At 40.5% G+C, this 26,091-nt stretch carries 29 protein-coding genes; 10 read left to right on the forward strand and 19 right to left on the reverse strand.

Annotated features, from left to right (window positions below; genetic code table 11):
* Positions 1–168 precede the first annotated feature (168 nt).
* The 4 genes from fur to J7E63_RS28615 all read right to left on the reverse strand — a co-directional run bounded on the left by fur (position 169) and on the right by J7E63_RS28615 (position 3,242).
* A complete protein-coding gene (fur, locus tag J7E63_RS28600) occupies positions 169–633 on the reverse strand; it encodes a ferric iron uptake transcriptional regulator (RefSeq protein WP_215018673.1) in 465 nt (154 codons plus the stop codon).
* A 118-nt stretch (positions 634–751) separates the two neighbouring features.
* Positions 752–1,399 (reverse strand): stage II sporulation protein M, encoded by a 648-nt coding sequence (spoIIM, locus tag J7E63_RS28605; RefSeq protein ID WP_214718897.1) that lies wholly within the window; start codon positions 1,397–1,399, stop codon positions 752–754.
* A gap of 128 nt (positions 1,400–1,527) precedes the next feature.
* The gene (locus tag J7E63_RS28610) at positions 1,528–2,691 is read right to left on the reverse strand and encodes an endonuclease Q family protein (protein ID WP_215018675.1); all 1,164 of its coding nucleotides are present in this window, start codon (positions 2,689–2,691) and stop codon (positions 1,528–1,530) included.
* Positions 2,688–3,242 (reverse strand): NUDIX hydrolase, encoded by a 555-nt coding sequence (locus J7E63_RS28615; RefSeq protein ID WP_215018677.1) that lies wholly within the window; start codon positions 3,240–3,242, stop codon positions 2,688–2,690. The genes J7E63_RS28610 and J7E63_RS28615 overlap by 4 nt, the downstream gene beginning before the upstream one ends.
* A 71-nt stretch (positions 3,243–3,313) precedes the next feature.
* On the opposite strand from J7E63_RS28615, the gene mciZ reads away from it, so the two are divergent.
* Positions 3,314–3,445: a Z-ring formation inhibitor MciZ gene (gene mciZ, locus J7E63_RS28620; protein ID WP_088088870.1), complete on the forward strand. Its 132-nt coding sequence runs from the start codon at positions 3,314–3,316 to the stop codon at positions 3,443–3,445.
* A gap of 64 nt (positions 3,446–3,509) precedes the next feature.
* Positions 3,510–4,421, forward strand: a complete 912-nt coding sequence (locus tag J7E63_RS28625; protein WP_214731984.1) for an aldo/keto reductase — start codon at positions 3,510–3,512, stop codon at positions 4,419–4,421.
* A gap of 38 nt (positions 4,422–4,459) precedes the next feature.
* Here J7E63_RS28625 and J7E63_RS28630 read toward each other — a convergent pair whose 3' ends face one another.
* The 3 genes from J7E63_RS28630 to J7E63_RS28640 form a co-directional block, all read right to left on the reverse strand.
* Positions 4,460–4,714 carry a YqkE family protein gene (locus J7E63_RS28630; RefSeq protein ID WP_215018679.1) on the reverse strand — a complete coding sequence of 85 codons (255 nt, stop codon included), beginning with the start codon at positions 4,712–4,714 and terminating at the stop codon, positions 4,460–4,462.
* Between the two features lie 115 nt (positions 4,715–4,829).
* The gene (locus J7E63_RS28635; protein WP_215018680.1) at positions 4,830–5,498 is read right to left on the reverse strand and encodes a 3-oxoacid CoA-transferase subunit B; all 669 of its coding nucleotides are present in this window, start codon (positions 5,496–5,498) and stop codon (positions 4,830–4,832) included.
* A gap of 24 nt (positions 5,499–5,522) precedes the next feature.
* A complete protein-coding gene (locus J7E63_RS28640) occupies positions 5,523–6,212 on the reverse strand; it encodes a CoA transferase subunit A (RefSeq protein WP_215018682.1) in 690 nt (229 codons plus the stop codon).
* Positions 6,213–6,457: 245 nt separating this feature from the next.
* Here J7E63_RS28640 and J7E63_RS28645 point away from each other — a divergent pair, with 245 nt between their 5' ends.
* Together J7E63_RS28645 and J7E63_RS28650 are read left to right on the forward strand one after the other, a co-directional pair.
* Positions 6,458–6,598, forward strand: coding sequence for a hypothetical protein (locus J7E63_RS28645; protein ID WP_168244984.1), 141 nt, complete (start codon positions 6,458–6,460; stop codon positions 6,596–6,598).
* A 133-nt stretch (positions 6,599–6,731) separates the two neighbouring features.
* Entirely contained in the window at positions 6,732–7,652 is a 921-nt protein-coding gene (locus J7E63_RS28650) for an alpha/beta hydrolase (RefSeq protein WP_088090535.1), read from the forward strand.
* 21 nt (positions 7,653–7,673) lie between these two features.
* On the opposite strand, the gene J7E63_RS28655 is transcribed toward J7E63_RS28650, so the two are convergent.
* From J7E63_RS28655 to J7E63_RS28665, 3 genes are all read right to left on the reverse strand, one after another.
* Positions 7,674–8,006: an iron-sulfur cluster biosynthesis family protein gene (locus J7E63_RS28655; RefSeq protein WP_215018684.1), complete on the reverse strand. Its 333-nt coding sequence runs from the start codon at positions 8,004–8,006 to the stop codon at positions 7,674–7,676.
* A 77-nt stretch (positions 8,007–8,083) separates the two neighbouring features.
* Positions 8,084–8,419, reverse strand: a complete 336-nt coding sequence (locus J7E63_RS28660) for a YolD-like family protein (RefSeq protein ID WP_215018686.1) — start codon at positions 8,417–8,419, stop codon at positions 8,084–8,086.
* Positions 8,420–8,503: 84 nt separating this feature from the next.
* Positions 8,504–9,763, reverse strand: coding sequence for a Y-family DNA polymerase (locus tag J7E63_RS28665; RefSeq protein ID WP_215018688.1), 1,260 nt, complete (start codon positions 9,761–9,763; stop codon positions 8,504–8,506).
* A gap of 158 nt (positions 9,764–9,921) precedes the next feature.
* Here J7E63_RS28665 and J7E63_RS28670 point away from each other — a divergent pair, with 158 nt between their 5' ends.
* On the forward strand, positions 9,922–10,113 hold the full coding sequence (locus J7E63_RS28670; RefSeq protein ID WP_215018690.1) for a YqzH family protein: 192 nt from the start codon (positions 9,922–9,924) through the stop codon (positions 10,111–10,113).
* Between the two features lie 94 nt (positions 10,114–10,207).
* Here J7E63_RS28670 and J7E63_RS28675 read toward each other — a convergent pair whose 3' ends face one another.
* The 3 genes from J7E63_RS28675 to J7E63_RS28685 form a co-directional block, all read right to left on the reverse strand.
* The gene (locus J7E63_RS28675; RefSeq protein ID WP_215018692.1) at positions 10,208–11,941 is read right to left on the reverse strand and encodes an ATP-binding protein; all 1,734 of its coding nucleotides are present in this window, start codon (positions 11,939–11,941) and stop codon (positions 10,208–10,210) included.
* Between the two features lie 353 nt (positions 11,942–12,294).
* Positions 12,295–13,092 (reverse strand): SDR family NAD(P)-dependent oxidoreductase, encoded by a 798-nt coding sequence (locus J7E63_RS28680; protein WP_215018694.1) that lies wholly within the window; start codon positions 13,090–13,092, stop codon positions 12,295–12,297.
* Positions 13,093–13,125: 33 nt separating this feature from the next.
* On the reverse strand, positions 13,126–14,085 hold the full coding sequence (locus tag J7E63_RS28685) for an MBL fold metallo-hydrolase (RefSeq protein WP_215018696.1): 960 nt from the start codon (positions 14,083–14,085) through the stop codon (positions 13,126–13,128).
* A 483-nt stretch (positions 14,086–14,568) separates the two neighbouring features.
* Between J7E63_RS28685 and proC the strand changes: the two genes are divergently transcribed.
* From proC to namA, 3 genes are all read left to right on the forward strand, one after another.
* Positions 14,569–15,414: a pyrroline-5-carboxylate reductase gene (gene proC / locus J7E63_RS28690; protein ID WP_215018698.1), complete on the forward strand. Its 846-nt coding sequence runs from the start codon at positions 14,569–14,571 to the stop codon at positions 15,412–15,414.
* Between the two features lie 59 nt (positions 15,415–15,473).
* Positions 15,474–16,613: a glycosyltransferase family 2 protein gene (locus J7E63_RS28695; RefSeq protein WP_215018700.1), complete on the forward strand. Its 1,140-nt coding sequence runs from the start codon at positions 15,474–15,476 to the stop codon at positions 16,611–16,613.
* An 80-nt stretch (positions 16,614–16,693) separates the two neighbouring features.
* Positions 16,694–17,710 carry an NADPH dehydrogenase NamA gene (gene namA, locus J7E63_RS28700; RefSeq protein WP_215018702.1) on the forward strand — a complete coding sequence of 339 codons (1,017 nt, stop codon included), beginning with the start codon at positions 16,694–16,696 and terminating at the stop codon, positions 17,708–17,710.
* 164 nt (positions 17,711–17,874) lie between these two features.
* Here the strand turns inward: namA and rnz are convergent, their stop codons facing one another.
* Complete coding sequence (rnz, locus tag J7E63_RS28705) at positions 17,875–18,801, reverse strand: ribonuclease Z (protein WP_215018704.1); 927 nt, start codon at positions 18,799–18,801, stop codon at positions 17,875–17,877.
* Between the two features lie 271 nt (positions 18,802–19,072).
* Between rnz and zwf the strand changes: the two genes are divergently transcribed.
* The gene (zwf, locus tag J7E63_RS28710; protein WP_215018760.1) at positions 19,073–20,542 is read left to right on the forward strand and encodes a glucose-6-phosphate dehydrogenase; all 1,470 of its coding nucleotides are present in this window, start codon (positions 19,073–19,075) and stop codon (positions 20,540–20,542) included.
* A 44-nt stretch (positions 20,543–20,586) separates the two neighbouring features.
* On the opposite strand, the gene J7E63_RS28715 is transcribed toward zwf, so the two are convergent.
* The 4 genes from J7E63_RS28715 to mce form a co-directional block, all read right to left on the reverse strand.
* Positions 20,587–21,864: a DNA polymerase IV gene (locus J7E63_RS28715; RefSeq protein WP_215018706.1), complete on the reverse strand. Its 1,278-nt coding sequence runs from the start codon at positions 21,862–21,864 to the stop codon at positions 20,587–20,589.
* 80 nt (positions 21,865–21,944) lie between these two features.
* A complete protein-coding gene (locus J7E63_RS28720; RefSeq protein WP_214717233.1) occupies positions 21,945–23,066 on the reverse strand; it encodes a tripeptidase T in 1,122 nt (373 codons plus the stop codon).
* A 224-nt stretch (positions 23,067–23,290) separates the two neighbouring features.
* Complete coding sequence (locus J7E63_RS28725; RefSeq protein ID WP_215018708.1) at positions 23,291–24,841, reverse strand: acyl-CoA carboxylase subunit beta; 1,551 nt, start codon at positions 24,839–24,841, stop codon at positions 23,291–23,293.
* On the reverse strand, positions 24,842–25,255 hold the full coding sequence (mce, locus tag J7E63_RS28730; RefSeq protein ID WP_215018710.1) for a methylmalonyl-CoA epimerase: 414 nt from the start codon (positions 25,253–25,255) through the stop codon (positions 24,842–24,844).
* 161 nt (positions 25,256–25,416) lie between these two features.
* Between mce and prli42 the strand changes: the two genes are divergently transcribed.
* Complete coding sequence (prli42, locus tag J7E63_RS28735) at positions 25,417–25,515, forward strand: stressosome-associated protein Prli42 (RefSeq protein WP_179195915.1); 99 nt, start codon at positions 25,417–25,419, stop codon at positions 25,513–25,515.
* A 44-nt stretch (positions 25,516–25,559) separates the two neighbouring features.
* Here the strand turns inward: prli42 and J7E63_RS28740 are convergent, their stop codons facing one another.
* On the reverse strand, positions 25,560–26,072 hold the full coding sequence (locus J7E63_RS28740; RefSeq protein ID WP_215018712.1) for a L,D-transpeptidase: 513 nt from the start codon (positions 26,070–26,072) through the stop codon (positions 25,560–25,562).
* Between the last annotated feature and the right edge of the window lie 19 nt (positions 26,073–26,091).

The following is a 26,091-nucleotide window of genomic DNA, read 5'->3' on the forward strand; positions in this document are numbered from 1 at the left end:
CGTTCATGATAACTCGGCGCTAGCGCCTGCGGGGTCTCCCCTGCCCCGTCCTCCCGCAGGAGTCTTCGCGCCTTCCGCTCCAATCAACATGGCTCTAAAATCAACAATGACCTTTACCATAGCCTTTCACTAAAAAGAAAAAAGCCCTTTTCAAGGAGCTTTCATTGGTTAATCAGCTTTTTCTTCCTCTTTATCTTTATCCTGGCATCGGTAACAGATCCCATGAAAAGTGAGGCGATGATCTTTTATTTTAAAATTCCATTTGCGTTCCACAACTGCTTCTACATCTTCAAGTAAATCCTCTTGAATTTCATCAACGGCACCACATTCAATACAAACCAAATGATGATGAAAATGGGCTGCGCCTTCCTGGCGAAGGTCATAGCGAGAAACCCCATCCCCAAAATTTATTTTATCAACAACTTTTAATTCCGTTAATAATTCCAACGTCCGATAAACAGTTGCTAAACCAATTTCAGGCGATTTTTCTTTCACGAGGAGGTATACATCTTCCGCACTTAAATGATCCTCTTCATTTTCCAATAAAACTCGAACGGTTGCCTCACGCTGAGGTGTTAGTTTATAGCTTGCTGAATGCAACTGTTTCTTAATTCTTTCAATTCTAGTTTCCATCCTGCAGTCCCTCCCTCGCCACTGTTAATTCTCATTATAACAGATGACAATTGAGAATCAAAATAAAATTATTATAAACTACAATAAACAATATTCTATATTAAATATTATATAATAATTACTTTAAAATGGTTGAACTAATGATGGTTTTCATTAACCAAGGCGAAAGATAGGCCTCTATCCCAGATGCTGCAGCTATAAATATTACCGCTACAATCAAGGTTAAAATATAACTTTTAAAAAAAGGAAGGATTGGCTGGGCATATTTTTTCATAAACTGCTTTTTGATCATTCGTAGTGAGAAAATCACTGATAATGCTGCCATCATAATGAACACGGGAATAATAATCAGATTCTGAGGCAAAATCGAAACAAAGGCGAGCATAAAGCCCTGCCAGCCCATTTGACTGACTAGAAAACCCACGGTAAACCCAACTACCATTCCTTTAATAAATAATAGAATAAGTATCACTGGAAGACCGATGATTGAAATTCCTAGTATCCACATGAGCCCAATAAACTTACTATTATGGAAAAGGCTTTGCAGGAATAAATCATTGTCTTCTGCTTCTTTTCCGCTCGAGACTTGACCAAAAAATTGTGATAAATAGTAGAATAAATCTTCCTTCTGAGTAATGCTCATACTGTTTACAACAATTGCCCCAAAGATTACTCCCATTAAAAATAAGACAACAATAAACAAAAAAATTGAGGAATGCTCACGGAAATAACTAGCGGCATCGGACTGGTACAATCGTTTTTTCATTTGCGTATCCTCCTACTATTCTCAGTTCAGTTAATACATTGTATGCCAGTCTAGTATATCTATTCCCACATTTTAATAGATTACATAATAAAACCCGATAGCTTTATGCTACCGGGGTTCATCTTTTTTTAGTCTGAAATTTTTCCGTATTTCCCACCGCCGCCGGCTGCTAGATTTACTTTACCCGCTCTTGCTTTTAGGATAAGGTCAGCGATCCTTTCCGGGACAACCTCTTTCAATCCTTTATAGGGTACATCATGCAAAATCGCCATTTCACTCCCAAAATGATCAACCAGCTTCTCAAGTAAGCGAGGTCCTAAGCCGGGGATAAATTCCAGCGGGACTTGATGGATATAGGGCGGACGGTCTTCTGGACCTTGTTCAGCCGTTTTCAGTTCAAAGATTCTGTCAGCTACACCTTTAATAATTTTCTTATTTCCACATTGCGTACATATTTGATCCTCATCAGCAGCAGGATGATGGCATTCTGCACAAACTGTTTTATGGTATTTACCGAGCAATGGATCAAGACCATAATTTGCGATAATTTTACGTCCATCTTCCTTCTTTAATGCTTTCTGCAACTCTAAAAATGTTGGTTCCTTCATCGCAATGACTTGGTATTCACGGGCTATTTTTGCAAGTGAATGGGCATCAGAATTCGTAACAAATGTATAGTCATGTAATTCCTTTATTTGATCCGCCATAGTCGTATCAGAACTTAATCCAAGCTCAATTGCGTCAATCAATTCCGGGTCCAATACCTCAGTAAGTGAATGACTCACACCTTTCCCGTATAAACTTTTAAAGGGCGTGAAAACATGAGCAGGAATGAAGATTCCACCTAACTCTTTTACCTTCTTTTGTAAAACAAGACCCGTGGCATAGATCCGTTGTGAACTCAGTTGAATATTTTTCAAGTGACCTGACAGCCACGAGGAGAACTCTCTCATGATGGCAAGACTTGGAAAAAACATAAGCAGGTGGATTGGGCCGTTAGATTGTTCGTCATAAATCTCCAATTCAGAACCGGGAATAACCGTTAAATCACCAAACACCAACCCACCGTCCGGATGTTCCACTACATCTCCACTTTGGATAAGACTTTCCATTTCAAGGATGACTTCAGGAGAATGGCTATCGATGATCCCAACCATATTAAGTCCCTTTTCGTGTCGTGCATGCTCAATGATATTCGTAAACGTTAGAGACTTGGCACCGGTGATTTTTACCGGCTTCCCTGTCCAGGTACGTCCAATGTGTATATGTAAATCTACATAGTAGCGATTCATTTATTTTTCAACGCCTCTTGCAATTGTAAGTATTGAACAGCAAAAATCGTTTTAGCATCATATATTTTTTGTTCTTTTACATATTGAGCTGCTTCTTCCAGAGTTAATTCCTCTAGATTAACAAACTCGTCCTCATCAAGTGCTGCTGCATTTTCTTTTTTGCTTAGTCCTGTCGCAACATAGACATGAACGATTTCATCGGCAAATCCTGGCGAGGTGTAAAAAGAAGTAAGCCATTCAAGGCTCTCGCACTCATAGCCTGTCTCTTCCTCCAGTTCACGGCGAGCACAAAGCTCAGGCTCTTCCCCTTTTTCCAGCTTTCCGGCGGGAATTTCAACAATGGTTCGTTCCAGTGCTTTCCGATATTGTTCAACCATTACTACTTTCTTGTTGTCGGTAATGGCTAAAATAGCGACAGCCCCGGGATGTTTAATGATCTCCCGTTTCGATTGTTTCCCGTTCGGAAGCTCTACATCCTGTAAATGAAGACTGATTACTTTTCCTGAGAAAATTTCTTCACTATGAAGTGTTTTTTCTTCGAGATTGCTCATATGGGTCACTCCTGTTCTATTCCTTTAATCTGCTCATACATTTTACCATACTTTATTTGGAGGGGGATGGAATGAAGGTGTACGTTCATGATAAAGGAATCATTCTTGTTGGAAAAGGATGGGAAATACTTCAGAAACTAAAAGAATACAACAAAGATTATTTCACCGTTTCCGAATGGATTGAAAAGGTGAATCAAAAATAAAGTCTTTCGATTGTAGTCTGTCCTTTTCTTTTATAAAATTGTAGAAAAAGGACGGGGTGAGTTTTTGAAAAAGAGAAGACTAGGAAATTCGGATTTGTATGTATCGGAACTAGGACTTGGTTGTATGTCGATTGGAACCGAGGAGAAAACCGCTAGAAAGATTATCGAAGCCTCACTTGAGGAAGGGATCAATTATTTTGATACGGCTGATTTATATGATTTTGGTGAAAATGAAAAAATAGTTGGGACAGCATTGAAGGAAGTCCGTGAAAATGTCATTATTGCAACAAAGGTTGGGAATCGCTGGAGTCAAGATCAGAAGGGATGGTCCTGGGATCCCTCGAAGTCCTATATAAAGGAAGAAGTCAAACAAAGTCTTAACCGACTGGGTACCGACTATATCGATCTTTATCAGCTGCACGGAGGGACAATCAATGATCCAATTGAGGAAACAATAGAAGCGTTCGAAGAATTAAAAGCAGAAGGCTATATTCGCTACTATGGCATTTCCTCTATTCGCCCAAATGTAATACGGGAATATGTTAACAAGTCTAGTATCGTATCTGTGATGATGCAATACAGTATCTTAGACCGCCGCCCTGAAGAAGAAGCACTGCCACTTCTTCAGGAACATGGGCTTAGCGTTGTGACCCGCGGACCGCTCGCAAAAGGTCTTTTAAGTGATAAAATGCTTGAGAAGGTAACTGAGAAGGGGTATCAAGACTACAGCTTAACCGAGTTGAATGACGTCTTGCCGTTGTTAAAGGAAAAGGTAGCAGCCACACGCTCTTTTACAGAGATAGCCCTTCAGTATAATCTGGCCCATCCTGTTGTAGCCTCTGTTGTTGCCGGGGCCAGTAGTCCTGAACAAATTAGGAGTAATGCGAAAGCAGTCAGAAGTCAGCCGCTTTCTGAGGAAGAAGTTTCAGTAATTAGAGAGTTAACGAAGGCTGGCATTTATAAAGAACATCGTTAAAAGGAGAGCGTTCGTACGCCCTCCTTTTTATATTATTTTTATTTAAACTCCTTCCAGTTCATGCCGCTCTCATTTAATAGTTCTGCAAATGATTTGTTTTTTTCTTTTAATTGTCTTTCTTCTCTCTTTCTTAGCTCTTCGTCTTCTTTTCTTTTTTCTGCTGCTGCTTTAAGCTGTTCTTGTTGTTCTTTTAGTTGCTTGAATAAATTTGGGTTGATCATATCGCCAAGCGTTACCGCTGAATCATCTTTTTTGGGTTTCGATTGATTTTTTTGTTTAGATTGCTTTTTCATTCAAAACGCCTCCATCATCAAAATTTCATTTATATTATACCATGTCACCAAGCATCGCCCATATAAAAAAGCAGGCTATGCTTAATCATAGTCAGCCTGCTCTTACTTATTATTTTTAATAAGCTTCAAGTACCACGTTTTTGTCCACATACAATGTGGCTTCAGTAGAATTGACAACATCCTCAATCGTATACCCTTTAGCAACTTCCACGAGCCTTAACCCAGATTCCGTTACATCCATGACTGCACGCTCGGTAATAATTCGATTAACTACCCTTTTACCTGTTAAAGGAAGCGTGCACTGTTTCAATATTTTGGATTCACCCTTTTTATTCACATGCTCCATAATGACAATTATTTTTTGGGCACCATGAACGAGATCCATCGCGCCACCCATTCCTTTTATCATCTTTCCAGGGATCATCCAGTTAGCTAAGTCACCAGTTTCAGATACTTCCATTCCACCGAGTATCGCTAAGTTGACATGACCGCCGCGAATCATCGCAAACGATTCGGCGCTATCGAAATAGGCTGCACCACTAATTGCCGTAACGGTCTCTTTACCGGCATTGATTAAATCGGGGTCCACCTCATCCGCACCTGGGTAGGGTCCGATGCCAAGAAGACCATTTTCAGACTGCAAGACAACCTGTTTATTTGCTGACATAAAATTAGCAACAAGGGTTGGCATACCTATGCCTAGATTTACATAAAATCCGTTTTCTATTTCCTTCTCAGCCCTTATCGCAATTCTCTCTCTAACGGAGACAATTTCATTCACCATTACGCTCTCTCCCTTCTCCCAACACTATTTTCTCACTGTCAATCTCTCAATTCGTTTTTCCTGTGTTCCTTCGATAATTGTTTGTACATAGATACTAGGGGTATGAATAAAATTAGCATCTAATTCACCAATCTCACAAAGTGTTTCCACTTCAGCAATCGTTACTTTTCCAGCAGCTGCAATCATCGGATTGAAGTTTCGCGCTGTTTTGTGGTAAACGAGATTTCCCATTTTGTCGCCCTTCCATGCCCTAACAAGACTAAAGTCGGCAGTTAGCGCCTCTTCCAAAAGGTATTCTCTCCCGTTAAAAACCTTCGTTTCTTTCCCTTCAGCAATCGGTGTTCCAACTCCGGCTGGTGTATAAAATGCTGGGATTCCGGCCCCGCCTGCCCTGATTTTTTCAGCCAATGTACCTTGTGGGGTTAATTCTACTTCGAGTTCTCCAGTTAAAACCTGTCTCTCAAACTCTTTATTTTCACCAACATAGGATCCAATCATTTTTTTGATTTGTTTATTATTTAATAGAAGTCCTAAACCCCACTCATCAATCCCGCAGTTATTTGAAATAACTGTTAAATCCTTTACGCCTTTTTCTGCCAATGCAAGTATCAGGTTTTCCGGTATGCCGCACAAACCAAACCCACCAACCATTAATGTAGCCCCATCATGAATTCCGGCAACTGCATCCTGGAAGGATGTACATATTTTTTTCATCCTGATTTCTCCCCCTAATCCCCATTTTCCCTTTACTATTTCTAGTAAAAATGCAGAAAATCCTCTTATTTTGTCAAAATTTCTATTATTCCGGCTTTTTTGAAATTACACCACTACAATGAAAGTATGATTATTAGAGGGGGAAAATGAATGCCAAACTGTCTAAATTAAATTTTTCATGAATAATCAGTCTTCGACTAATGCATCTTATTAATTGAGACTAGCTTGAAGGGGGACAGATTATTTTGAGCCAAAAACGTGATAAAGGTTCCAGTCAAAAAGGAAAAAACTATGCAGACACAGCAGGTGGAGGCAAGCGGGTGATTGCCGCTGAAGAAATCGAAAAAGCCATCCATCCTACCAAAAGACAAAACGCAGAGCAGTAAATCATTCTGTAAACTCGGAAACCGCTCATTGGTGTCAGCGGTTTTCTTTGTGTTAAAATTAAAATGGCTAATTTATGGGCGCTCGGTACTTATTTTACATATGTTATATTAATTCCTACAGGGGGTGCCAATGGTGAGGAAGGCATTTCGAACTTTGTTTGTTTTGTTGTTTTTCTGGTTATCTCTTGGTTTGTATTTTACAAACCGTCTCATGTATATGAAAAAGAAGGATGAGGAATTAATTTTAAGGCGTGAAAAAGAAGCTGGCCGGTATAATCCCGATGAATTTGATTCTCTCCCGAAACGGGAGGTTGATATTTCTTCGCCTTTTGGATACACAATTAAAGCCCAGCTCGTGGAACCGCACCAGACCAACCGCTATATCATTATTTCTCATGGTGTGACCGAAACGAAAATTAATTCCATTAAATATGCAAATATGTTCTTAGAGCGTGGGTTTAATACGTTAATTTATGACCATCGTCGTCACGGGGAATCTGGCGGCAAAACAACTAGTTTTGGTCATTATGAAAAATTTGATTTGAAGACAGTTGTCGATTGGCTCAAAAAAGAAAAAGGACCTCAGCTTGAACTTGGGATTCACGGGGAATCGATGGGTGCAGCTACCATGCTGTTATATGCTGGACTCCTTGAGGATGGGGCAGATTTTTATATTGCCGATTGCCCATTTTCTGATTTTAAGGAGCAGTTGGCTTATTTGATTAAAAAGGATTTTAAGCTCATCCCTGGTCTTCTGCTACCGCTTGGGGATGCCCTTTTACGCCTTCGGGACAAATATTCGATCCGAAATGTTTCCCCGATTTCGGTTATTGAAAATATCAAACATCCGATTTTGTTCATTCACAGCCAAAAGGATGATTTTATCCTTCCTACCATGACAAAGGATTTATTTGAGCATAAAAAGGGTCCTAAAATGCTTTTTTTAGCGGCTAACGGCCGCCATGCCCAGTCTTTTAATGAAAACCGGGCTGATTACGAACGGGTGATTGATGAATTTTTACAAAAATATGTTGATCATCCATTGCCAAGCTAAAAACAGACTATCCATCATGGATCAGTCTGTTTTTTCTTTAATTATAAGGCTCATACGGCCATTTAGGATTTGCTGCGGACTCTTTAGTTGAAAGCAATTGCACGCTTTAGAAAAGTCAATTTTCATTTGCTCATCGAAAAAGACCATTTTTGATTTTTCTGCATAAACCGTCCGGTCATTTGTTTCAATAGCAATATCATCTGAATCTAATTCTGGGATAAACCACAAAGCCACTACCCCGTTTACGGCACAGCCACAGCCGTCTGTATCGTATTTTAGCTTTAAGTAGCCCTCTCGACCGTCAATTCGCTCATTTATTTTGTTAGCTGCCTCTGCAGTAATAGTTATCTCCAAGTTTATTGCCCCTCTCATTTAGCATATGGTGATTGTACCACATGTTACAAGAGGTTGATTCATCTTTGCTCATAGATTTAGATCTCCGTCATCCGAATGTCAGCAATAGCATCCATCGGAATCCGGTGCACCTCATCAAAGCGATCTATCACATGAAGCCTTTGCGTCAGTTCATCCCAGTAATGGATTTTGCCAATCACGATTTCATAGTTCCGATTCCGGTAATGGGTAATCGTTACGTACTGATCATACTCAATCGCTTCGGACAAGATCCCGTTCATGAGCTCCAGCTGCTGTTCATCCATTTCTCGTTTCTGTTCGTACCGATCTTCTTTCACCCAATCCCTGAGCAGTTTCACATGCTCAGGAAGCATCATCGACGTCCATTTGATCCTTCCACGGTCGCGAATCATACGTCTCTCCTTCTTTCTCAGTATTCAGTCTTAATTATTTGACTACTGTCTAGCTTTAACGCCGTTAAACGGGCGCTTCCGCATTTATCTTTTATGTCCACCAACAAGTGTAGCCCGGTGCTTAGCCGTTCCGGCAGCCGTATATGAAACCGCGCGCAACAAGGAACCTGAACCAAAGCGTCTGCGAACCGTATCCACCACATAGCCGAGCTCTCGCCTCTTATAGGCACCCATGTCGAAAAGATCAAGCTGCAGCTCATGGTCATCAACAATGTTACTGATGGCAATCGAAATCTGCCGTACGGTCTTTCCTGTGTAATGCTCATGAAATAATTCAAGACAAACACGGTAAAGCTCCATTGTCACATTCGTTGGCTGTCCAATGCTCCTGGAGCGATGAAAACCACCGCCAAATTCATCCTGGCTGTAGCCGACTCCGAGACTTATCGTTCTCCCTGCTTTTCGATGCGTCCTTGCCCGCCTTGCTACTTCCTCACACATTTCCAAAATGACCGTCTTAATTTCCGCTTCCTCTTTATAGTCCCTTAACAGAATTTGACTTTTTCCAAAGCTGATTTGTCCTTGGATAAGCGGTGCACCCAAATCAGAAAGGTCAACTCCCCAGGCATGATGATAAAGCTGGTTTCCCATGATACCGAATTTCTTTTCCAGCTTTTCTAAATCATAACGGGCTAACTGACCGACAGTGAAAATCCCCATCCCATTTAATGTTTTTTCGACCCGCCTGCCGATCCCCCACATTTCCCTGAGCGGTGACACATTCCAAAGCTTTGTCTGAACATCTTCATATGTCCACTCGGCCACTCCGCTTTTCTTGGCATCAAGATCAAGACATAGCTTTGCCAGTAACATGTTAGGGCCAATTCCAACGGCACACGGCAGTTGAAACTCCCGCTCAATATCATCCCTTATTTTTTTGGCAATCGTGTGAGCATCCCCCCACAAATGAATGGCACCATCCACTTTAATAAAGCTTTCATCGACGCTATAGACATGAATCGCTTCTTTTGGAACATAGCGGTTAAAGACACGAGAAATTTCCGTGGCAATCCTCAAATACGTTGCCATTTTTGGCTCAACAATTTCAATCCTGGGGTCTTGTGGAATCTCAAACATCCGGGAACCGGTTTTGATGCCAAATTCTTTTTTCATACGCGGCGAAGCAGCAAGGACAATACTTCCCTGCCGCTCTTTTTGACCGACCACCGCTAAATAACACTCCATAGGGTCAAGGCCCCGCATGACAGCCGAACAGCTGGCATAAAAGCTCTTCATGTCCACACATAAAATTTTATTTTGCGGCAGTGCGCTGTAATCCACCATGGCATTCCCTCACAATCAGAATATCGAACATTCGTTCCTTTTCATTATATTCATTATCATAAGCGAATATGCGTTCGTATTCAATGGAAATTTTTTGACACCGTTCCTTTATGGAAGTCGAGGAAAACATAGTATAATGGATAGTGAGGTGCATGTTTATGGATAAAAAATTGGTGGTTAAGATGATCAAAAATTGTTTTAAACAGTATTATGAGACGGGGACAATGCCTATTGGAGACAACGATTTGGAGAAGCTAAGCAATCAAATCCTTCAAACGAAAGCAGAGGAACCAACTGCAGATTTATACGAGATTGTGAATGATACGGTATATGAGTATTTAGCAGAGTGATACAAAAAACCGCACTAGTGAAAGATTCACAGTGCGGTCGTGATGGACCAAACTTTCTTGATTTATTGTTGGAGAAACCGATATATATTCAATACTATTCTGGAAAAATAATATCCACAATCGATCCGAATCCTTCTTTACTTCTAATAAGGATATCGCCATGATTTTCTCTGATAATTTTAAAGCAAACAGTGAGGCCTAAACCTGTCCCGCGCTCTTTTGTCGTATAGAAAGGTTCTCCTAATTTCTGTAACATCGACTTCGCAATCCCGCCACCGTTATCAATCACTCGAATTCTTATTCTGTTTCCTGGGATTTTTTCAGATTTAATTCTAATCCTTCCGTCCTTTGACACAGCTTCCAAAGAATTTTTAAGAATATTAATTAATACCTGCTTTACCTGTTTTTCTTCGATTGCCGAAGTTTGTAATAAGCCATTCGTTTGAATATCGATAGATGCTTGGATAAGCAACGCTGTCGTATCCAGTAACATTTTCACGTCTTGTATCACTTTTTCGATATTTACTTTGTTATTTTTTTGAACAGAAGCCTGAGGCTTAGCAATAAATAGCAATTCCCCAACCACATCATTGATCCGGTCAATTTCATCAGTCATAATCGACAAATAATATTTTTCATTGGAATCGAACACACTTTGATCGAGTAATTTGATGAAACCTTTAATCGACGTGAGTGGATTTCTTATTTCATGGGCAATCCCCGCAGCCATTTCCCCAAGTACTCGTAAATTTTCGGACTTTACCAGCATTTCTTCCTCTTTTTTTCTTTTCGTGATATCAGTGCCAAGACTAAGAGTATGGTTATGATTACCTTTGAAATAAATCGGCAAAAATTGCCATTCAACCGTTCTCAGGTCCCCGTTGCAGTTGATGACTGTTTCCTTCAATGGATTCTGATTCTCTTTTAGGAGGAATTCCTTTTTGATATCGTTTTCGTTTACACCAATCATCTCGTCAGGGATTCTATTGTATAGCTTGGATATGGCTTCATTTACGATCACGAGATGATCGTTGCTGTCTTTCACATAAATATAATTCGGATTAATATTTAAAATAATTTCCAAAAAGCTTCTTTCTTCTTTTAATTCCTGATTGATTTTTTCAATCGTTGCATTTTGCAAAGTAAAATACGATGCAAATAAAACAATCGCAGCAAAGATCGAATTTAAGATTGAGAAGAATAGAGGAAACACTAAAAACCCGCTTAAAATCCCATTCACAAAAATAAATAATGAGGCAAAAACAAGCGAGCGGAAGAATTTCTTTATTGTTCTATCCGAAATTTTTTGACAAATAAACAGCAGGAAAAAAGAATGAACAAAAACGAGAATAATATTGACATAAAATGTTATATTCATCGCGCCGTAAATTGGAATATAATGGGCAGGAAAGGTAGGATACTCGTGAATCTGGTGTAACCCAACAACTCCAGCCGTAGTAAGGTTCACAAAATAAACCATTGAACTAACCAACAGAACGAAATAAAATATCCACTTATTATAAAACACCTTATGATGCTTCTTGAGGTTTTTAGTAGCCAGGCCCGTTTTGTAAATGTAAAATGCAATATAGTATAATAAAGGCATGATCATAATCGGCCCAAAGCGAAAAATCCTGAAGAGAATTTCCATCGTTGGTATGGATAAAAAATCTTCCGCATATAAAAATGCGATATCTAGCTGCCAAATGGATAATAAAAATAAAAAAATAGAAATCAATCTTGCAATCGCTACTTTGTTTCCCCCAAAAATGATGAGGCCACAGAAAAACGGGATTAATGATATTGAAAACAGGAGGATAAATTCCAATGCTATACAGTCCTTCTACATTTTTGAAAGTAATAAACACGAATTGTTGCCGCCATATCCATGGGAGGTGATGGCAACCTTATTCACATCATTATATTTTAATTCAGTTACAATCGGCAAGTCCAGATAATATCTTAGCTGCCCCTTTAAAAATCTATAATTCTATCAGAAGTAGAAACCTATTAATTAATTTTGGAAATGGATTTTCTTAGAAAAGAGGGAGCCATCTGTCTAAAGTAGTTCTTCCTCAATTAACTTAAATATGAGGTTGTACATGATACAGTTTATGAGTTTTTAACAGGATGACAGCAAAGCAAAAAGCCTCTAAAAATGAGGCCTAATCAACTTATAAACTATTTTTGATTAAATGCACGTCTGCCAAGGCGCTCAAACAGCCGCGGGAAGAGGACGTAGACAACGCTTCCCATATTCATCCAACGCGGCAAATTGATCTCCCTTGTTTTCGTCAGCATGCTGTCAACGACCTTCTGAGCGACGTACTCGGGCTTGAGCATAAATCTCTGCACATTTTTAACATACGTGCCTTTTTCATCGGCTATATTAAAAAAATCTGTGGCAATTGGCCCAGGGTTTACCGAAGTCACTTGTACATTATAATCGGAAAGCTCCATTCGCAGTGAGTTTGTGTATCCAAGCACGGCATGCTTAGAGGCTGAATAGACACTCGATTTGGGCGTGGCAATCTTACCAGCCTGTGAAGCAATATTGATAATATGACCAAAACGCCGTTCCCGCATTTTCGGCAGCACCATGCTTGTGCAGGCCATAAGCCCGACGACATTGACATCAAACATTCCCTTGATTTCATCTATTGTTGCCAAATGGGCTTCCCGGAAAATTCCAAAGCCAGCATTATTGACAAGGATATCAATCTCTCCGATTTTATCGAAAATCCGTTGAAAAACCTCCTGCACCTGAGCTGTATCCGAGACATCCAGCTTGAAAACATCCACTTTTACTTGATACTTTTGCTGTAGTTCCGTTTGCAGCTGCTCGAGTTTACCAATGCTTCTTGCAAGCAGAACAAGATTGGCACCGCTTGCCGCACATAGCTTGGCGATTTCCGCTCCGATTCCCCCGGAGGCACCCGTAATCACGATATTTTTACCTTTTAAATGTTCCCTAACCATTTCTACACCTCATCTGAGTTGACCCAATGCTTATTACTTAGCTTGATAAAGCACGGGCTTAGTATTCTTACTAATAATCTCCCCGATAGATGATAAATAGTCAAGTTGTGCGACGGTTTCCGAAATGGTCAGCATCAGTTCGCGCTGATAAACAGACGGAAACAGGCGTTTACAGATTTCAAAAACGGTGAGCTGCTCTTCTTTTAACCAGCTATGGACCGTCATTGCCCGCTCGTGTTGGCGTATCAATCGTTTTTCAATCAACTCTGCTAACTGGTAGACTTCCTCGCCGTGACCAGTGTAGACACATTGAACCGGGTACAATAGCAGCTTCTTCATGGAGTTATTATGCTGCAGCAGTGGCTTCGCTCTTTCTGTTTCACCAGGGGATGGCGGCTCGAGCAATGGATTTGGTGAAATGTGCGCTAAGATTAAATCTCCGCCAATCAAAATTCCATCCTTTTCCCGGAAAAGTGCAATTTGACTTTGGGCATGACCCGGTGTTTCAATGACCTGCCACTCACTTAGCCCAGGAGGTCTCATTCCCTCAACAAGATGCCCAGTTAGTGACCGGTTACATGAATACTTCAATGTTTTTCTTAACTTAGAAAGTAACGAAAAATATTCCTCGGGCAGACCGAATTCTAGAAAATGCACACGGAAGAATTCCTCTTGTTCTTGAAAAAAGGCTTCTGTTTGGTGAATCCATCGTTCATTCAAATAATGACCATATACTTCTAACGAATCCGGAAAAAAATCTAGCATCCCAACATGATCGGGGTGATGATGTGTTAGAATCACCTGCTCAATATCAGCAGGACTTAAGCCTAAATCCCCCATTTGCTCCTTAAGTGACATCCAGGACTGTTCCGTTTTTACGCCCGCGTCTACAAGCGTTAATCGCTCGCCTTTAATCAAATAGACATTGACATCTCCGACCGCAAAAGGAGTCGGCACCGTAATTTTGGCTATTCCGTCTTTCCATTTTGTCATTACTAAATCCCCTTAACATTATTGTCGAATAAAGAACCCAACGATATAGATATGAACATTATGTGACATTTATTATGTATACTAAAGTGTAGCGACTTTTTAACCAATTGTCATTATTTCTGCATAATTTTTTAGAAAAAATGAAAAATTCAATAAACTTATCTATTGACAGATGGGTTGTTTATCTTGCATAATCTAGTAAAATTTAATTCGTTAAAGCGATGAATAAGGCCAGTAAATGAGAAATGGCGAAAGAGAGTGAAGTTCGACGGCTGAAAGACTTCACCGCCCTCTTAATCATTGAACCTACCTTAGGAGCACTTAGGAAAACCTAACGTATATCCGGCGTTATCGGAGTCGAGTGAACCCTTCTTGCAATTTAAGCAAGGGTAAATGAAGGTGGTACCACGGAAGCTAGACCTTTCGTCCTTTACGGATGAGGGGTCTTTTTATTTTCTTAAGAATCGAAATGGAGGAATATTAATGGAAAAAATAGCAATTATTGGCGCAGGTTCGATGGCTGAGGCATTCATTTCAGGAATTCTTGAAAATGGGCTAATTAATAAAAAAAATATCTGGATTACAAACAATTCTAATCAAGAAAGATTAACTAATTTAGAAAATCGTTATGGAATTCAAACGACTTATAATTTGAATGAACTGTTTGATCAAGCGGACATTGTGATGTTAGCAATGAAACCAAAGGATGTCGCGACAGCTGTCCAATCCATTCGTGAACACTTAACGGAACAAATGCTCGTCGTATCAGTCTTAGCTGGTGTTTCCATGATGACTATTGAAACATTGGCAAAATTACCACTTGCGATTGTACGGTCGATGCCAAACACTTCGGCTGCTGTTGGAAAATCGGCCACCGCTGTTGCCGTGAATCAACGTGTTACCGAGCAGCAGTTAGAAACAACCAAGAACTTGTTTGGAACAGTTGGCTTGGCTTCTTTTGTAGAAGAAGAGCAGTTAGATGCCGTTACGGGGCTATCAGGAAGTGGGCCAGCCTATATTTATTATCTTATCGAAGCCATGGAAAAAAGTGCAGTGGAAGTAGGACTAGACAAAGAAATGGCCAGTGAACTGATTGTTCAAACACTACTTGGGGCAGCAGAGATGGTGAAAAAATCAAGCAAATCATCTACTCAACTGCGTATGGAAGTAACAAGTCCTGGCGGAACAACAGAAGCTGGCATTAGAGTTCTTGAAGAACACGGCGTCCAGCAAGCATTTATTTCATGTATTAAAGCAGCAACTGCGCAATCCAAAAAAATGGGGGAAGAATTAAGTTCTAGGCTCCAGACTGCAGACCAACCTTCCTAAATTGGACTTTTGCCTTGTTTACATTACACTAGTAAAAAAAGGCTAGGGAAGTGCCTTGGATGCTAACGATCATATTTTCTTTAGGTATGCTAGTCTGGACTATTTTTCTTTTAGACGGACTAATTGGTTTACGCAAAATAGATCCGCTGGAAAAAGAAGAAGGCATGGAGCTTGGACCGCTATTATCTGTAGTAGTTGCCGCCCGTAATGAGGAAAAACAAATCGAAGCAAGTATCCTTAGTCAGTTGGAGCAAACCTACAAAAATGTGGAATGGATACTTGTCAATGATCGGTCAACTGACATGACTGGAACCATCATGGAAGAATTAACAAAAATAGACCCGCGCCTAAAAGTCATTCATGTTGATCAATTGCCTGAGGGCTGGCTTGGGAAGAATAACGCCTTGTACACGGGCGCACTTCAAGCTTCAGGGAAATGGCTATTGTTTACCGATGCTGACGTAAAATTTGAAAAGCAAGCCTTCGCAAAAGCGCTCCACTATTTTGAAAGACACATGCTTGACCATCTAACCGCTGCACCAAACTTAAGTGCTAACCGATTTTGGTTAAAATCATTTGTTGCCTTTTTCCTGTTTGGTTTTTCGTATTTTAAACGTCCTTGGTTGGCAAATAACCCAAAATCAAAAATCGGAACAGGGATTGGTGCGTTTATTCTTGTTTTAAAAAAATCTTATGAATCGTTTGGAACACATGAGAAGATAAAAATGCGGCCGGACGATGACTTGCAGCTTGGGATGAAAATGAAAAAAGCAGGCTACCGACAAAGAATTGTGACTGCACTTCATCTAATCGAAGTGGAATGGTATGGAAGTTTAAAAGAAGCATTAGTTGGACTAGAGAAAAATACATTTGCCGGATTGCACTATCGTATCAGCATGGTGATCTTTGCTATCCTCGGGGTTTTTATCACCAACGTTCTGCCCTTTGTGATGATTTTTTCAGGGAATAAAACTGTTGCACTATTAAGCTTCGGAAATATTGTTCTTTGCGGAATTCTTTATGTGGTGGTCATAAAAAAATTAACCTTATTCTCCCCTATGATGTTTTTGGTATTTCCAATCACTGCCTTACTGTTTGTTTATTCGATTATTCGGGCGAGCCTCTTAACCTTTAAGCGCGGCGGTATTGTTTGGAGAGGAACCACCTATCGGTTAAGTGAGCTGCGAGAAAAAGATTAGAAGCTTGGTTTTTTCATTAAAAAGATCCTTTTGCTATACTAGAAAAGGATCTTTTAGATTGAATTCAGGAGGCTTCTGAAATGGCAGTAAAACTATTTTCACCCTATACAATAAAGGGTGTTACACTTAAAAATCGAATAGTGATGTCACCGATGTGCATGTATTCCAGTCATGAAGATGGCCATGTTCAAAACTGGCATCGGACCCACTACACTAGCAGGGCGGTCGGTCAGGTTGGCCTAATTATTGTTGAAGCAACATCAGTAACACCTCAAGGCAGGATATCCCCTAGAGATTTAGGAATCTGGGGCGATGAGCATATAGAGGGCTTTTCTGAGCTTGTTGGTCTTATGAAGGAGCATGGTGCCAAGACTGGGATTCAACTCGCTCATGCCGGCAGAAAAGCCGTATTAGAAGGTGAAATTCTAGCCCCTTCTGCACTTGCTTTTAATGAAAACATGAAAACACCAAAGGAAATGTCCAAAACGGATATTGAAGAAACAGTAGTAGCATTTAAAAAAGGCGCGGAGCGTGCAGCAAAAGCCGGTTTCGATGTGATTGAAATCCATGGTGCTCATGGGTATCTTATCAATGAATTCCTTTCACCACTTTCCAATAAAAGAACCGATGAATACGGCGGTTCGGCTGAAAACCGCTACCGAATCCTCCGAGAAGTGATTGATGCAGTGAAAACCGTTTGGGAAGGTCCATTATTTGTGAGAGTATCTGCTCATGATTACCACGCAGAAGGATTAACCGCTGAAGATTACATCACGTTCGCCCAATGGATGAAAGAACAAGGTGTTGATTTAATTGATGTTAGCTCAGGTGCCGTTGTACCTGCCCATATTCACGTTTATCCTGGATATCAAGTGAAATTCTCAGAGACCATAAAGACTGGCGCCGATATCTCAACAGGTGCGGTGGGATTAATCACTTCCGGGATCCAGGCCGAGGAAATTTTACAAAATGACAGAGCTGATTTAGTCTTCCTAGCTCGTGAATTACTTCGCGACCCATATTGGGCCCGGACAGCAGCAAAAGAATTAGGGGTTCCAATTGAGGGACCCAAACAATACGAGCGCGGCTGGTTATGAATCAAAAAGAGGGTGTCTTCTAATGGACATCCTCTTCTTATGTTTATCATCAGCAGGGAATTTATTTTATTTGCGAAAAAGGACCTTTTATTTGCGAATACATCTATTTTATTTGCGAAAAACCCGGTTTTATTTGCGAATCAAAAAATTAGCGAATGTCCCATTTAATTTCGAAGAGGAATATTTATTTCTTTAAAATCCTCAGCTATATCTGTATTCGGAAAAACTTCCTTTGCCTCATCCACCAATTCCCGCCAAGCATTTCGATCATAACGGGAGCTTATATGGGTTAGACACAGTTGCTTACAACCGGCCTTCTTAGCAACTTCTGCTGCCTGATGTGTGGTTGAATGAAAATAGTCGTGGGCAAGTTTTTCTTCATCCGCTGAAAAAGTCGCTTCATGCACCAAAAGATCTGCATTTTTAGCCAATGAAATCGCATTTTCGCAGTACCGTGTGTCCCCTAGAATCGTGACAATTCTCCCCTTCTGTTCAGGACCTAGAAACTTACTCGGATCAATTGTCCTGCCGTCTTCAAGGGTAACTGTTTCACCATTTTTAATTTGTCTAAAAATGGGCCCTGGCTGTACTCCTGCTTCCTTTAGCTTATCAGCAAGTAATGTTCCAGGCCGATTCTTTTCAACAATTCGATACCCATATGAAGGGATGCCATGATCTAACCTGAGGGCTTCCACTGTAAACTGCTCATCTTCAAAAAGAATCCCCTCGTCAATTTCAATAACAGTTAGCGGGTATTTCAAATAGGTCTGGCTTAATGAAAGGCTGACATGAATATAGTCCTTAATCCCTTTTGGTCCATAAACCGTTACCTCGGATTCTCCGCCTTGAAAAGAGCGGCTTGATAATAATCCAGGCAGACCATAGATATGATCACCATGAAGGTGAGTAATAAAGATTTTTTCAATTCTACGAGGTTTTAACGATGTATGTAAAATTTGATGCTGGGTCGCCTCACCGGCATCAAATAACCAAACGGCCCCCCGCTCTTCTAACAATTTCAGTGCAATTGACGTCACATTGCGGAGTTTTGCCGGCATCCCCGCCCCTGTTCCTAGGAAAAATATGTCCACTAATAATAGCTCCTCTCAATCCGTTCCTTTTATCCAATATTGTTAATATAGCACAAAAAGAAATCAATTTCTCCCTAGGGGACCTTTAATTAATAAGTGAATAGCACGGACTATTATGTGAAAAATAATCGAGACTTGAATGTTTTATTTTTGCGAAGTCTAACGGAATGCTATAAAATCAAGAAATGTGATATTTGTTGATTTTACAATTTACATAAATAGAAAAGAGGTCTTTAATTTGACGCAAACTGGAAACGTGACTTCATTAATTATGATTTTTGGTGCGACTGGTGATTTAGCAAAGCGGAAGTTGTTTCCTTCCCTTTACCGGTTATTTGAGAAAGGCAAATTAAATAAATTTGCGGTTATTGGGGTGGCCAGAAGGTCCCTTTCTAACGATGAGTTTCAACATTCCGTTAAAGACTCCGTATTATCTGCATTAGGAAACAAAGACAAGATTGATGATTTTATCTCCCATTTTTACTATCAATCACATGATGTCGCTGATTCCAATTCATATGCAATATTAAAAAATTTAGCAGATGGGATTGATGAAAATTATCAATTAGAAGGGAATCGCATTTTTTATCTCGCCATGGCTCCAGAATTTTTCGGAACCATCGCCTTGCATTTAAAATCAGATAAACTGACGGACGTAAAAGGCTACAAACGACTTGTGATTGAGAAGCCATTCGGACATGACTTAGCCTCTGCAATCGAGCTTAATAAACAAATCAGAAGTGCATTTAAGGAAAAAGAAGTTTATCGTATCGACCACTATTTAGGCAAAGAAATGGTCCGGAACATCGAAGTAATACGTTTCGCCAATGCTATTTTTGAACCGCTTTGGAATAACCGCTATATCTCAAATATTCAAATCACCTCAAGTGAAATACTCGGTGTCGAAGAGCGCGGCCGTTATTATGAAACAAGCGGGGCCCTTAGAGATATGCTTCAAAACCATATGATGCAAATGGTAGCCTTGCTTGCGATGGAACCACCTATTAACCTTACAACCGACGAAATCCGTTCCGAAAAGGTTCGTGTATTTCGAGCACTTCGAACCGTTGAGGGGGAACAAGTAAATAATTATTTTGTTCGCGGACAATACGGTGAGGGCACGGTTGAGGATGTCCAGGTTCCTGCCTATCGTGATGAACCGATGGTGGACAAAGAATCGAATACAGAAACCTTTGTCGCAGGGAAAATTATGATCGATAATTTCCGCTGGGCTGGTGTTCCTTTTTACATCCGTACTGGGAAAAGAATGTCGACAAAATCAACAAAAATTGTCGTTCAATTTAAAGATATTCCAATGAATTTATATTACCAAACTGACAAAATGTTAAATCCGAACCTCCTTGTGATTCATATTCAACCAGAGGAGGGAATTACCCTCCACCTAAACGCCAAGAAAGCGGGCGGACATTTGGATGCGCAAGAAGTAAAACTTAGCTTCGCCAATACTGGCATCCATGCGATGAACACTCCTGAAGGCTATGAAAAACTTCTTTTGGATTGTATGCGAGGGGATGCTACAAATTTCACGCATTGGGATGAAGTCGCCTATTCCTGGAGCTTTGTTGATAAAATTTCGGCGGTTTGGGAAAACACGAAGGCTGATTACTTCCCCAATTATCAGTCAGGGACAATGGGTCCCAAAGAGGTGGATGAACTCTTAGAAAAAGACGGCTACTTCTGGTGGCCTGTAACAGCTCTAGACGTTGATATTTGTAAGTAAATAATCAAAAGCACCACTTTGTTATTACAGCAAAGTGGTGCTTTTTAGTCTAGATCATTATTTTTATTAGGAAAGGTCCGCAGAAAATCTTTATTAAAGCTTGTTCCAGTCCCGATATTGTGAGAACCATCCATTTGGTGCGACCCCGCATTTTCAATGATACTTTTCCCGTACTTTTCACGAAGACTAGATAAGGTATTAAGTAACGGCTCTTTTTTCGCATCCTTTTCATAGGAAAATAAATCTAACTGTTTATAGGCATGATCATGATCCACTAAATCATTGCCTGTGATCCCTAACAATCGAATAGCATCTCCATTCCAAGCTTTTAGAAAAATCTGCTGCGCAAAGGAAGAAATGTCATCTTTATGACTGATGGGGTTGGGAAGCTTTTTACTTCTGGTAATTGTCTTTCGATCCTTATAGCGAATTGTAATTCCAAGAGTTCCGGCAAGGACATTCTTTCTCTTCAGCCTGATAGAGACCGTTTCCGCTAATGATGTTAACACACGAAAAAGTTCATGCTGATTACTAACATCCTTAGGCAGTGTTGTTGAATTGCCGATACTCTTAAATTCTTCAATCGATTCCGGGTCAACAGGGCGATGATCAATCCCATTGGCTCTTTCTTTTAATCGAAGGCCATTAATGCCTAGAAGCGTTTTAAGTTGAATCTCATTGCCTTTTGCTAATTCACCAATGGTGTGAATCCCAATTGTCTGTAACTTTTCCGCTGTCTTCTTCCCGACACCATGCATTTCGTTCGTGCTCAAGGGCCAAAGAACGTTTGGGATATCACGCTTACGAAGAATCGTAATCCCCATTGGCTTTTTCATATCTGAAGCCGTTTTTGCTAAAAATTTATTTGGAGCTATACCTATACTGCAAGGTATATCTAGTTGTTCTAAAATCCTTTTCTGTATGCTTTCGGCGATTTCTATCGGGCTGCCGTATTCAAAGCTTTCCGTTATATCTAAGTATCCCTCATCAATCGAAACGGGTTCTACAAGCTCTGTATAGTGCCTGAGAATTTCAAACATACCAATGGAAACGGCCCGATAACGCTCAAAATTAGGTTTCATAACGATTAACTGCGGACAAAGTTTTCTCGCTTCCCAAAGCGGCATCGTCGTTTTCACACCAAATTTTCTTGCATCGTAATTGCAGGTTACAATGATCCCTCTGCGCTCCTCGACATTTCCAGCAATTGCGAGCGGTTTACCCTTCAGTTTGGGATCGTAGGCCATTTCAACCGACGCATAAAAGCTATTCATATCAACATGTAAAATGACTTTTCCGTTTTTCGGATACATTTCCTTCATGCTGGCACTTCCTTACCACATTTTCTTCCCTAATTATATCAAAAAGGAGAACCATCAGTTAGGTTCTCCTTACAACTACATTATTGATTTGCCACTTCATCGATAATCGCAAGTGTCATTTCTGCAAGCTTATATAATTCTTCAACCGGCATGCGTTCGTTTGTGGTATGGATTTCTTCATAGCCGACAGCAAGATTGACCGTTGGAATATTAAACCCAGCAAAAACGTTGGCATCACTGCCTCCACCGCTATGCTGCAGTTCACAACTACGGCCAATTTTAGCCGCGGCCTTGCGTGCAACTTCTACAACATGATCGCCTTCGCCAAATTTAAAGCCTGGATACATGATTTCCACATCTACCTCTGCTCTGCCGCCCATTTGTGCCGCAACTGTTTCAAATGCATCCTTCATTTTACTTACCTGAGCCTGCATTTTTTCAGGGATAAGCGAACGTGCCTCTGCTAAAATATCAACACGGTCACAAACGATGTTAGTTGCCTGACCGCCTTCAAACCGGCCAATGTTTGCTGTGGTTTCGTGATCTATTCTTCCTAATGGCATCTTCGCAATCGATTTTGCGGCAATTGTAATCGCGGAAACTCCTTTTTCAGGTGCCACACCGGCATGAGCCGTTTTACCGTAAATAACTGTTTTTACCTTTGCTTGTGTCGGAGCAGCAACAACTACGTTACCAACTAAGCCATCACTATCCAGTGCGTAGCCAAATTTTGCTTTCATCAATGAAGAATCAAGTGCTTTTGCACCTACAAGACCTGATTCTTCTCCGACAGTGATGACAAATTGAATCAAACCATGAGGTAGATTTTGTTCTTTTAATTGACGAATGGTTTCAAGCATGACAGAAATACCTGTTTTATCATCTGCCCCTAAGATCGTGGTGCCATCTGTAACCACATAACCCTCTTTAATCGATGGTTTCACACCTTTAGCCGGTGTAACAGTATCCATATGACAGGTAAAATAAATCGGGTCAACACCCTCTTTAGTTGCCGCAAGCGTGCAAACTAGATTCCCTGCACCATGGCCAGTTACAGCGGTGGTATCATCTTCAAAAACATCGAGTCCTAACTCAGTAAATTTTTGTTTTAATACCTTTGCAATTTCAGTCTCGAATTTTGTTTCTGAGTCAATTTGCACAAGTTCTAAAAATTCATTCAACAGACGTTCCTGATTAACCATTATATTGACCCTCCATGTTATGTAATCACTAATTGTCCAGCTCCAGCGCCTAGGGGCTCGAGGTCATAAGCCAAGCCGTCAAGAAGGTTAAAGAGCAACCTTCTCGACGGCTCGTCTTATGCTTGTCGCCCCTGAACAAGGCGCTTCCGCTTTTCTTATATCAGTATACCTCTTTCTTATTCATATCATCAAATGAAAGAGCAGGAAGTCAATTTCAAATTATACTATAGTGGAATATTCCCATGTTTTTTGTAAGGTCTTGACTCTTTTTTATTTCTAAGCATTTCTAATCCCTGCACTATTTTCAATCTTGTTTCTCTTGGATCAATGACATCATCGACCATGCCTCTGCTCGCCGCCACATAAGGATTGGCAAACTTTTCACGATATTCATCGATTTTTTGCTGCCTGGTCTGTTCAGGATCTTCGCTATTATTAATTTCCTTGGCAAAAATGATATTGGCTGCCCCTTGTGGACCCATAACAGCAATTTCCGCATTGGGCCAAGCAAATACCAAGTCAGCACCAATTGACTTACTATTTAACGCCACATAGGCACCGCCATAGGCTTTTCTTAAAATAACCGTCAATTTCGGAACTGTCGCCTCGGAATAGGCAAATAATATTTTAGCTCCATGGCGAATGATTCCCCCGTGTTCCTGTTTAACTCCCGGGAAAAATCCTGTAACATCTTCAAACGTTATGATTGGAATATTAAAAGAATCACAGGTTCGGATAAACCGAGCCGCCTTATCAGAGGAATCAATATCCAAGCCGCCAGCCATGACCCTAGGCTGATTACAGACAAGCCCTACTGATTCACCTTTGATACGTGCAAAGCCAACGACAATATTTCTAGCAAAATCCTTATGAATTTCCATGAACGAGTCCTCGTCAACAACTTGCTCAATGACTTTTCGGACATCGTATGGACGAACGGCATCGAAAGGAATAACATCCAATAAGTCAGGACGGTAGTCTTCTTCCTCCTGCACCTCAAATCTTGGAGGTTTCTCTTCATTATTCTGTGGTAGATAACTCAAAAGCCTGCGGACGTTCTGTAACACTTCTACTTCCGAATCGGAATGAAAATGGGCATTCCCGCTAATGGAGCTATGTACATTTGCACCGCCCAGTTCTTCAGATGATATTTTCTCACCTGTCACTGTTTCGATGACTTTAGGACCCGTAATAAACATTTGACTCGTTTTTTCGACCATAAACACAAAATCAGTAATTGCTGGTGAATAGACGGCACCACCTGCACACGGGCCCAAGATTACTGAGATTTGGGGAATCACACCGGAATAAATGGCATTTCGGTAAAAAATATGTCCGTATCCATCTAAGGAAACAACACCTTCTTGAATGCGCGCCCCGCCAGAATCATTTAGACCGATAAAGGGTGCCCCATTTTTCGCTGCTAAATCCATCACATTCGCAATTTTCTTGGCATGCATTTCCCCTAATGCACCGCCAAAGACCGTAAAATCCTGCGAAAAAAGATAAATGGGCCGACCATTAACTTTCCCGTAACCAGTCACTACCCCGTCCCCTGGGCCCTTTTGTTCATCGAGACCAAAATCATTGGTACGGTGTTCAATAAAGGGATTTAATTCAAAAAACGTCCCTTTGTCTACCAACAGATCGATTCTTTCTCTCGCCGTCAATTTTCCTTTTTCATGCTGCTTCTCAATTCGCTCGTCACCGCCTCCAAGTTCAACCTCGCGACGTTTATCATACAACTCATTTATTTTTTCATAGATGTCTATCATTTACCCCTTCATCCCCTTCTTCTCACAGAGTTCATATAAAACCCCAGATGTGGATTTTGGATGCATAAAAGCAATGTTTGCTCCTCCAGCACCAGGTCTTGGCTGATCGTCTATCATTCGAATCCCTTTTTCTTTCATTTCGCTAATTCTTTCTATAATCGATACAACACCAAGTGCAACATGGTGGATGCCCTCACCGCGTTTTTCGATAAATTTTGCAATGGTACTTTCTTCCGAAGTAGGCTCAAGCAGTTCGAGTTTTGTACCTCCTGCCTCTAAAAAGGCCACTCTTACTAGTTGAGTTTCAACCTCTTCAATTCCTAGCAATGGTAGATTCAATACATCGGTATAGAAAGGAAGCGTATGTTCAAGTGATCTAACGGCAATTCCAATATGGTCGACCTTTTTAATCATTATTACCCCTCTGTTCTAAAAATTAAATTTAATTCGACAATTATCTTATTCGTGAAAAAGTTCATAAATCCTTCCTAAATTACTTAGTTGTTCCGTTGTTCATTTTTGATTTTCCTTGTACAATAGATATAAAGCGCCAAAATGTTAAGGAGGTACCCATAATGAAAAGTAAGAAAACGAGAAAAATCATTGTTTATTTAATGTTATTCGCTATGCTTGCCTCAACTCTCCTAATCGGAATTGGTACATTTCTTTCATAAATATACAAAAGGAAGGGACTGCTCAAATTGAACAGTCCCTTTCCCTATTGTATTGCCCCATTATCTTTGGCAAGTGCCTCAAATGATTTTTTGGAAGAGATAACCAATACCTTTGTTCCTAATGGAATTAACGGAAAAAGCGAAGTAACAACCTCATTCTGTGTGCGGATACAGCCCAAAGAGACATATTTACCGATAGAAGCCGGCTGATTCGTCCCATGAATGCCATAGGTTCTGCCATCTGTTCCTTTTGCATCAAAGCCAATCCATCTGGCCCCTAGTGGATTCTTTGGATCCCCTCCAGAAATATTCCCTTTCCGAAAATAAGGCTCTTTTGCCTTTACCGTAATAGTGAAAAGACCTTCCGGAGTTAATTCTTGGGTTTTACCCGTCCCGACACTTACAACCGTTTGGACTTTGTTTTCATCAATAAACGCCATTTCATTGTTACTTTTGTTAACAATAACAAATGGATCGCCTGGCATAGGGTTTGGCCCCAACGGCCAAAGTGGTGAAATGAAAAAAGCAATCAGGATTGGCGATAAGATTTTTATCAAAGCAGCCACCTGCCTTTTT

This window comes from Bacillus sp. ISL-75, from assembly GCF_018613095.1.

What these genes read in the sequence shown, in the direction of transcription:
- J7E63_RS28640 (WP_215018682.1), bottom strand. Translation starts at nt 6,212, where the DNA reads ATGAAAAAAATATGTACATCCTTCCAGGATGCAGTTGCCGGAATTCAT.
- J7E63_RS28685 (WP_215018696.1), bottom strand. Translation starts at nt 14,085, where the DNA reads ATGACAAAATGGAAAGACGGAATAGCCAAAATTACGGTGCCGACTCCT.
- J7E63_RS28615 (WP_215018677.1), bottom strand. Translation starts at nt 3,242, where the DNA reads ATGAGCAATCTCGAAGAAAAAACACTTCATAGTGAAGAAATTTTCTCA.
- J7E63_RS28660 (WP_215018686.1), bottom strand. Translation starts at nt 8,419, where the DNA reads ATGATTCGCGACCGTGGAAGGATCAAATGGACGTCGATGATGCTTCCT.
- spoIIM (WP_214718897.1), bottom strand. Translation starts at nt 1,399, where the DNA reads ATGAAAAAACGATTGTACCAGTCCGATGCCGCTAGTTATTTCCGTGAG.
- J7E63_RS28695 (WP_215018700.1), top strand. Translation starts at nt 15,474, where the DNA reads ATGCTAACGATCATATTTTCTTTAGGTATGCTAGTCTGGACTATTTTT.
- prli42 (WP_179195915.1), top strand. Translation starts at nt 25,417, where the DNA reads ATGAAAAGTAAGAAAACGAGAAAAATCATTGTTTATTTAATGTTATTC.
- J7E63_RS28715 (WP_215018706.1), bottom strand. Translation starts at nt 21,864, where the DNA reads ATGAAGGAAATGTATCCGAAAAACGGAAAAGTCATTTTACATGTTGAT.
- J7E63_RS28610 (WP_215018675.1), bottom strand. Translation starts at nt 2,691, where the DNA reads ATGAATCGCTACTATGTAGATTTACATATACACATTGGACGTACCTGG.
- namA (WP_215018702.1), top strand. Translation starts at nt 16,694, where the DNA reads ATGGCAGTAAAACTATTTTCACCCTATACAATAAAGGGTGTTACACTT.
- J7E63_RS28680 (WP_215018694.1), bottom strand. Translation starts at nt 13,092, where the DNA reads ATGGTTAGGGAACATTTAAAAGGTAAAAATATCGTGATTACGGGTGCC.
- J7E63_RS28725 (WP_215018708.1), bottom strand. Translation starts at nt 24,841, where the DNA reads ATGATAGACATCTATGAAAAAATAAATGAGTTGTATGATAAACGTCGC.
- fur (WP_215018673.1), bottom strand. Translation starts at nt 633, where the DNA reads ATGGAAACTAGAATTGAAAGAATTAAGAAACAGTTGCATTCAGCAAGC.
- J7E63_RS28720 (WP_214717233.1), bottom strand. Translation starts at nt 23,066, where the DNA reads ATGGTTAATCAGGAACGTCTGTTGAATGAATTTTTAGAACTTGTGCAA.
- mce (WP_215018710.1), bottom strand. Translation starts at nt 25,255, where the DNA reads ATGATTAAAAAGGTCGACCATATTGGAATTGCCGTTAGATCACTTGAA.
- J7E63_RS28665 (WP_215018688.1), bottom strand. Translation starts at nt 9,763, where the DNA reads ATGGTGGATTACAGCGCACTGCCGCAAAATAAAATTTTATGTGTGGAC.
- mciZ (WP_088088870.1), top strand. Translation starts at nt 3,314, where the DNA reads ATGAAGGTGTACGTTCATGATAAAGGAATCATTCTTGTTGGAAAAGGA.
- zwf (WP_215018760.1), top strand. Translation starts at nt 19,073, where the DNA reads ATGATTTTTGGTGCGACTGGTGATTTAGCAAAGCGGAAGTTGTTTCCT.
- J7E63_RS28670 (WP_215018690.1), top strand. Translation starts at nt 9,922, where the DNA reads ATGGATAAAAAATTGGTGGTTAAGATGATCAAAAATTGTTTTAAACAG.
- J7E63_RS28630 (WP_215018679.1), bottom strand. Translation starts at nt 4,714, where the DNA reads ATGAAAAAGCAATCTAAACAAAAAAATCAATCGAAACCCAAAAAAGAT.
- J7E63_RS28635 (WP_215018680.1), bottom strand. Translation starts at nt 5,498, where the DNA reads ATGGTGAATGAAATTGTCTCCGTTAGAGAGAGAATTGCGATAAGGGCT.
- proC (WP_215018698.1), top strand. Translation starts at nt 14,569, where the DNA reads ATGGAAAAAATAGCAATTATTGGCGCAGGTTCGATGGCTGAGGCATTC.